Below are 6412 nucleotides of genomic sequence, written 5' to 3'. Positions count from 1 at the left end.
ACCAGCGCGGCGTGGAACTGAGCTTCATCCAGCCGGGCAAACCGATGCAGAACGGCTTCATCGAACGGTTCAACGGCAGCTACCGCCGCGGGGTCCTGGACCTCTACGTCTTCCGAACGCTGACCGAAGTCCGGGAACACACCGAGCAGTGGCTGCAGGACTACAACGAAACCATCCCTCACGACGCGCTGGGGGACCTGACGCCGGTCGAATACCGGCAGTTACACACCCCGGAAACCTCTAGTTATGCGTGGACCTAATCCGGGGAAGTCGACAGAACCACCCAGAATTCAGGTTCGCACCCGCTCATATAATGCATGCGGGTTAAATCTTTTTGCGAGCCTGGGTTCTTCGTCATTGCGAGGCCTCGAAGAGGCCGTGGCAATCGGTCGGAGTGGCCTGGATGCCGCTCGATTGCCACGGGACCAAAAGCCAGGGACTGCCCCCGAGCCCCGCGCCTCGCTATCCCGTCGCGCGCATGCCGCCGCCTCCCCCTCCGCCGGGCGGGGGTGTCCAGACGTTGCGAAAGGCCTGATGCGTCTTCGGTGGGAGGTGGCGGGAGAAGCGCAACTCGACACCCCGGTCGGTGCGCACGGCCTGGATCCGGCCCTGCTTCAGCCCGTATCGTCGAGCGACGTCCTCGCAGCCCCGCACGAACCCGGACGGCGGCTTGCCGCGCCGCACGCGGGCAGCGCCATCGCGCAGCTCCACCGAAAACACCAGCCGGGCATGCCAGAGCATCAGCGCAACGCCAAGCCCCAGCAGGGCGAACATGATCAGGAACGTGAACAGCATGATGGATGGCGGGACAAGGGTGCGCCCCAGTGTAGCGCACCCCATCCGCAGTTCTTCGCCTCCGCTCGTCGGCGGCTCGTCACCGCAATAGCCCATTTACGGGCCCAAAAGCCCCGTGTAAGCCCTGGAAATAGCCCTTCAGATTCGCAAAGCCGCGTTAACTCAGTCCGTTACCGTGGTCCGACCCTGTCCTTGGCGACACGCTCAACAATTGTTTCGCATATTCAAAGCGTTCCTCTACCTTCTGGCGGTCCTCAACTTCGGGCTGTCCCTCACTAGCCCCACGGGCAATCATTTCAGCGTGCCGTAACAGCGCAGCGCGATCCTCTGGCCGCTGTACGAATCTCGCGACCTCGGCGATCGTTTCCAGCAGGCGGACAGTAACCGCGGTGTTCGAGCGGGACACTTGTCGGATCTGGTTGAAGGCCGCATCTGTGACGTCCACAAAAGTAGACCCTGGAGCAATCACCCTCAGCTGATCCGTACTGTCATAACGATAGGGCGATGGCATGTCTCGCGTAGCCAAACGACTCAACGCGGACGCCAGGTGGTCTACGCACGTAATTGCCGTGAACGGGTCATTCACTCCCGAGGAGAGGGCACGCAGAGCGACCTCCACGAGTTGGGTAACCGCGAACTCGATGTCCTGGCCCGAAGTCCGCTGGTTACCCAAGGCGAAGGTGTTGTTGACCTGATCCGCAGGCACGTCGGCGGCCCTTTCTCCCGGCCAGACCAGCATCAGGGGGCCACCGGAGACCACATAGTCGCCGGGTACTCGCTCCAGTCGAATGACCACATCCTTTTGCATCGCCAACTCGATCAAGGCGTCCGTGTCGATGAACTGAATGTATCCGTCCGCGCTCGCTCGAATGGGACGAGCCTCCCGGTCAAATACGTCCAGAAATGCCGACTCGGGTGGTGTTGCCGACGTCCGTGGCGTCCCCTGCCCGATGTGTTCCGGAAACAGGCGGTCCACCCCGGCGATCAACTCGTCGCTCACGCGCGCCACGATTTCGTTGGCCTGCATCGAAACAGACACGTGGTGAATGAAGTAGATCAGCACCCCCACGCTCGCGACCGCAAAGAGTACGCCGAGCGTGATTGATATATGAGGAACGAAAGCAACCTCCTCCGCGCGCCGGATGGTAAGGAGGACCAGCAAGCAATACAGGAAGGTGGCGACGAACGTGCCCAGCACGACCTGAGTCGTCGTATCGCGCAGGAAATTGCGGAGCAAGCGCGGCCCCAACTGCGACGTCGCCAGCGACAGGGCGACCAGCGTCATCGAAAACACAACTCCAGCGATGGTGATCATCGATCCGGCGATGACCCCCAGCACGGCGCTGGCCCCCTCGGCTCCACCGGTGAATGTCCAGCCCCACGAACGCAACAACCAGTTCGTCACCGGCCTATCCAGGGCGACGCTTATAAAGGCCAAAAACACCGCGCCCAGGGCCATCATGGTGGGGATGAACCATAAGCTGGATCGAATGCGGTCCCAATACCTGAAAGTCAGTGTTTTCACTATGACGCCTCATTCACTCACATGCTGTTCGCCGAGTTACCGTGGACCGACACCGTCTTCCTCCATTCTCCCGACCCCGGGAGATCCTATCTTCCGTGGAGGATGACCAAGGCCGTTAGAAGCATCACGTTCGCGGCGAGGGATGCCCATAGGACGATCGTCTTCCAGTCTGGACGGGGTGGGGCCCCGGTTGTCGAGTGCGACGTCTGAGCCGGGCGAGTCCGGCGGACGTCAGCACCAGGTTTGGATGTTCCCCCGGTTCGATCACCCCTCGCTTTCTTGGTATGGGGCGTTTGTTTCTCCTGGACATAGTCGCGATCGTAAAGCCCCATCTCTGTCTCCTTTTTTGTACTACTCCGTTTCTACAGCAGAGTACGCCGCGTGTCGTCAGGACCGGAAGGGGCGGGGGAAAAGGTTGAGATGGCTTCATTGCGCGGCCTCGCAGAGGCCGCGGCAATCCGTCGAGGCAGCCCGAGGCCTTACCGGTCGCCTTCGCGGTGCCGGAGCGGGATCCTCTCTCAGAGTAGGAGCCCATTTATGGGCCGCAATGCGCCGTTTAACGCCCTCAAACAGCCCTTGGGGTTCAGAAAGCCCCGTTAACACGCCTAGTTACCGTGGCCCAACCCCGTCGATGTGACCTGGTCGAGGTCCTTGACCCGTGCACGCGTCAGAACCCTTTACACCCGATGATCGCGTTTGCGACCGCCCCCCGTCGGGTGCGCGTAACCTACGGTTTTCCAACGTCAATATAGAGCGGAATCCAGCGGGCATGGATGTTGCTGATTCGTGGGTGAGCGCAGACCCCAAACCCCAAACCTCAACCTGCCTGCGCAGACCCACGAGGTAACGACCATGACTACAAAGACTGTACGGGGCGGAACCCTCGCCCTTCTGCTCGCGGGAGGCATGATTGCCGCCGGATCGGCCTCCGCCAGCGTCATCAACTGCTCCGATCTCGACGGCAACCTGGGCGACAAGGTCACCCCCAACCAGGGCTGCCAGGTCCTGGAGCCGCTTGACGGCAACGTGAATACCAGCCTCACAGTCGTCAACAATGCCGAATTCTTCGGCTACTCGGACTGGCTGTTCGACGGCAAGTACGAGGACACCAACGGCAACCTGATCAACGACCCCGATGATCCGGCAACCATCGTGAGCTTCAACGGCGATGCCCAGAGCGGGACCTGGGAGCTGGTGGTTCTCGACTTCTGGAGCAATTTCGAGAACCTGATGTTCGCGTTCAAGGATGGCGCCGACACCAACATCGTGGCCTACGACATGCTGAACGGCGCCCTGGGCGGGGCCTACGCCACCCCGTTGACCGCCCCCCCGTTCGATTTGTCGGGCGCGGGCGAGGATCGCGACATCTCGCACATCTCGGTGTTCTACCGTAACGGGCCTACCAAAGTACCGACCCCCGGCTCGCTGCTCCTGGTCGGTATCGGCCTCGTGATGCTCGGCTGGGCCCTGCGCCGGCGCAAGGACCCCGCCCCGGCCGCGACGGCGTAAGCCACCGCAGCACCCTGTCCCAACGGGCCCCGGAAGCGATTCCGGGGCCTTTCCTCTGCGCCCGGCGCACATTCGCCTCCGGCGGGAGGGGTGCCGGTTTCCCCGCGGCACAAGGTTGTGCCGCCAGATCCGCCCGCCGCAGGTGGTTGAGCCTGATGCAGGCTGCAAAGCCCCCTTGCTATCGCAAAGGCAATCAAACCGGTGCAGCGCAGCGTGCGCTGCAAATGCCAGGATTCCATTACCGTCGTCCGCCCCATCATGGATGACACTGTCTGGTCATCCCGGAAACCGCGCAGCCGTTATCCGGGATCCCCGCGGTTGGGGGTGGAATCGGTGTCCGAGTGTTTCCCGAGCTGGGAGATCCCGGCTCTACACTTCGCTACGGCCGGGATGACCGGGGTGGGGCGTGTAAACGTAGGTCTCCTCTTTTTGATCTGATGCCCGTTGATCTGATGCCCGAAGCGCCGTCATTGCGAGGCCTCGCAGAGGCCGCGGCAATCCGTCGGAGCGGCCCGAGACTCTACCGGTCCCCTTCGCGGTGCCGGGGCGGGATACGATCTCAGAGTAAGAGCCCATTTGTGGGCCGGAATACACCTAGTTACCGTGGTCCGACCCCGTCATGCGGGTCAATGCAGCCTTTCCCTCCTGGGGTGTCACACCCGCGCAAACTCCTGCCACAGCCCCGGCTGCGGCCGATGTCTATGCGCGCGTGCTCCGGTGCACACTCCGACGCCCCCGTCTTGCACCCTCGGTACCACGGTCTAAGATTCAAAACAGACCATTCGGTCTGAACGGCACTCCCGTGGTGGGACGGGAAGGAGGTTGATCATGCACATCGCGCGGTCCGAGGTACCCGAGGTATTCAGTGCGCCGGGCGCTGTGGCCCGCCAGGTCCTGGCGTTCGGGGATGCGTCCGGCTACACGCAGATGACCGGGGAATATTTCTCGCTCGAGACGGGGACTGACATCACCCCGTTGCTCCGGGGCCTGAAGGAGGATCTTTGCCAGTCACCCCACTGGGGCTACATGATCCAGGGTCGGCTCATCATGACGTACCGGGATGGCAGCGAGGAAACAGTCAGCGCCGGGGATTTGTTCTACTGGCCGCCAGGGCACACACTCCGGGTCGAAGAGGACGCGGAAATCATCCTCTTCAGCCCGCAGCACGAGCACTGCGAGACCCTGAACCACCTGAAAAAGCAACTCGACAGCTAACCGCCAACGCCCGCAAAGCCCCGGGGCAGGACGTCCCCCGCCCCGGGGCCAGCAGCCGAGCCGGTTACAGGCTGCGCACGATCCGCTCACTCCCGGATCGCAGCGATGCCACGACCTGATGCGTCTGCTCGGGATCTTTCGGGCGGGCCACCACGGACCAGCCTCCATGCTCCAGCGTACGGCCGGCCACCTCGATGACATGTCCCTGGTCCAGCCGGATCGCCAGCGCTGCGCCCGCCATGAGGCCGAGCAGCGCGCCCACACCGATTGTTTACCGTGGTCCGACCTGGTCATGTTTCTCCGAGGGCCGAAGACGAGGACTAGACTCCGTAGACACGGGAGCAAAGCGCAACGGCTGACTCCAGTGATCTGATCTAGCGTTCGAACGAAAAACGGGGCCGTCTTGGCCCCGAAAAATCGGCGTCACATTATGACGCTCAGCCTATTCTCATTGCGTTACCGTGGTCCGACCCCGTCATGAGTTCGCAGGTCCGCAGGGCCGAACTGCTTTGCTTGGCTATGCGCTGTACGTGTAGACATACCATGCGCTCTTTTTTGTATTAAGGGAGTCGTAAAGTTTTTGAGCCGGATGATTGTCTTGGGCTGTAAGCCATTGAAGTCTTGCTGCACCCTTTTCCCGGGCGAACTCCAGGCAATGATTGATCAGCTGCTTGCCTATCCCGTTTCCTCTATGGGCTGGCAATGTATAAAGGTCGCTCATAACGCCGACCCGAGCTGGAATGCTGGATACATACGTAAAATATACAGTAGCAAAAGCCACGGCGTCTCCGGCTTTGCTCCTGAAAAGGAAAATGCAGCCATTATTTCCATTTTCGCTGAACTGAGAGAAGAACACTCGATTCTTCTCATCATCAATTTCCTGAACCTTGTAGAACTCCTGGTATTTTCTAATCAGCGGGAGTGCTTCTTCGATGTTCTTACTTGACACTGCTTCTATCACTTGACGAGTCCTCTAAAAGCATAACGCCAACAGCACGCGCGGCTTCGGAATGGAGGCGAAGACGCGCGGGACTTCGGGGTCATGTCGACTTCCCGTAAATTCGGTCCATTGAAAACTGGAAGTCTCCGGGCACACTAGAGCCAAAGGAGGCCGAGATGCGCAAGAGTCGGTTTACGGAGAGTCAGATTGTTCAGACGCTGAAGCAGGTCGAAGGCGGCCGGAAGGTGAAGGACGTCTGTCGGGAGATCGGGGTCTCTGAGGCGACCTACTACCAGTGGAAGTCGAAGTACGGTGGCATGGAGGCTGCGGACGTCCGACGGCTGAAGGAGCTGGAGGACGAGAACAACCGGCTCAAACGGATGTATGCCGAGCTGGCCCTGGAGAACACGGCCCTGAAGGACGTGATC

The 6412-nt window shown here is 61.1% G+C and carries 8 protein-coding genes; 4 read left to right on the top strand and 4 right to left on the bottom strand.

Going from position 1 to position 6412, the window contains the following annotated elements; translation table 11 throughout:
- The coding region (locus tag F618_RS0114320) for an integrase core domain-containing protein (RefSeq protein ID WP_019568980.1) at positions 1-260 on the top strand (260 nt) is incomplete at its 5' end.
- A gap of 202 nt (positions 261-462) precedes the next feature.
- On the opposite strand, the gene F618_RS0114315 is transcribed toward F618_RS0114320, so the two are convergent.
- Together F618_RS0114315 and F618_RS0114310 are read right to left on the bottom strand one after the other, a co-directional pair.
- Complete coding sequence (locus tag F618_RS0114315) at positions 463-795, bottom strand: DUF3634 family protein (protein WP_019568979.1); 333 nt, start codon at positions 793-795, stop codon at positions 463-465.
- A gap of 157 nt (positions 796-952) precedes the next feature.
- Positions 953-2320, bottom strand: coding sequence for a DUF2254 domain-containing protein (locus F618_RS0114310; protein ID WP_019568978.1), 1368 nt, complete (start codon positions 2318-2320; stop codon positions 953-955).
- Positions 2321-3226: 906 nt separating this feature from the next.
- Here F618_RS0114310 and F618_RS0114300 point away from each other — a divergent pair.
- Both F618_RS0114300 and F618_RS0114290 read left to right on the top strand, forming a co-directional pair.
- Positions 3227-3829, top strand: a complete 603-nt coding sequence (locus F618_RS0114300) for a PEP-CTERM sorting domain-containing protein (RefSeq protein WP_019568976.1) — start codon at positions 3227-3229, stop codon at positions 3827-3829.
- An 828-nt stretch (positions 3830-4657) separates the two neighbouring features.
- The gene (locus F618_RS0114290) at positions 4658-5044 is read left to right on the top strand and encodes a cupin domain-containing protein (RefSeq protein ID WP_018950655.1); all 387 of its coding nucleotides are present in this window, start codon (positions 4658-4660) and stop codon (positions 5042-5044) included.
- Between the two features lie 64 nt (positions 5045-5108).
- Here F618_RS0114290 and F618_RS0114285 read toward each other — a convergent pair whose 3' ends face one another.
- Positions 5109-5285, bottom strand: a complete 177-nt coding sequence (locus F618_RS0114285; protein WP_231362693.1) for a hypothetical protein — start codon at positions 5283-5285, stop codon at positions 5109-5111.
- Positions 5286-5561: 276 nt separating this feature from the next.
- Positions 5562-6005 carry a GNAT family N-acetyltransferase gene (locus F618_RS15855; RefSeq protein ID WP_081620927.1) on the bottom strand — a complete coding sequence of 148 codons (444 nt, stop codon included), beginning with the start codon at positions 6003-6005 and terminating at the stop codon, positions 5562-5564.
- 155 nt (positions 6006-6160) lie between these two features.
- On the opposite strand from F618_RS15855, the gene F618_RS0114280 reads away from it, so the two are divergent.
- Positions 6161-6412: transposase (locus F618_RS0114280; protein ID WP_019568974.1), on the top strand; the 252-nt coding region annotated here is incomplete at its 3' end.

Origin of the sequence: Thioalkalivibrio sp. ALMg13-2, from assembly GCF_000381185.1 — a bacterium.
GTDB lineage: Bacteria > Pseudomonadota > Gammaproteobacteria > Ectothiorhodospirales > Ectothiorhodospiraceae > Thioalkalivibrio > Thioalkalivibrio versutus.
This window is presented reverse-complemented; position numbering and strand designations above follow the sequence as displayed.

What these genes read in the sequence shown, in the direction of transcription:
- F618_RS0114315 (WP_019568979.1), bottom strand. Translation starts at nt 795, where the DNA reads ATGCTGTTCACGTTCCTGATCATGTTCGCCCTGCTGGGGCTTGGCGTT.
- F618_RS0114300 (WP_019568976.1), top strand. Translation starts at nt 3,227, where the DNA reads ATGATTGCCGCCGGATCGGCCTCCGCCAGCGTCATCAACTGCTCCGAT.
- F618_RS0114290 (WP_018950655.1), top strand. Translation starts at nt 4,658, where the DNA reads ATGCACATCGCGCGGTCCGAGGTACCCGAGGTATTCAGTGCGCCGGGC.
- F618_RS0114285 (WP_231362693.1), bottom strand. Translation starts at nt 5,285, where the DNA reads ATGGCGGGCGCAGCGCTGGCGATCCGGCTGGACCAGGGACATGTCATC.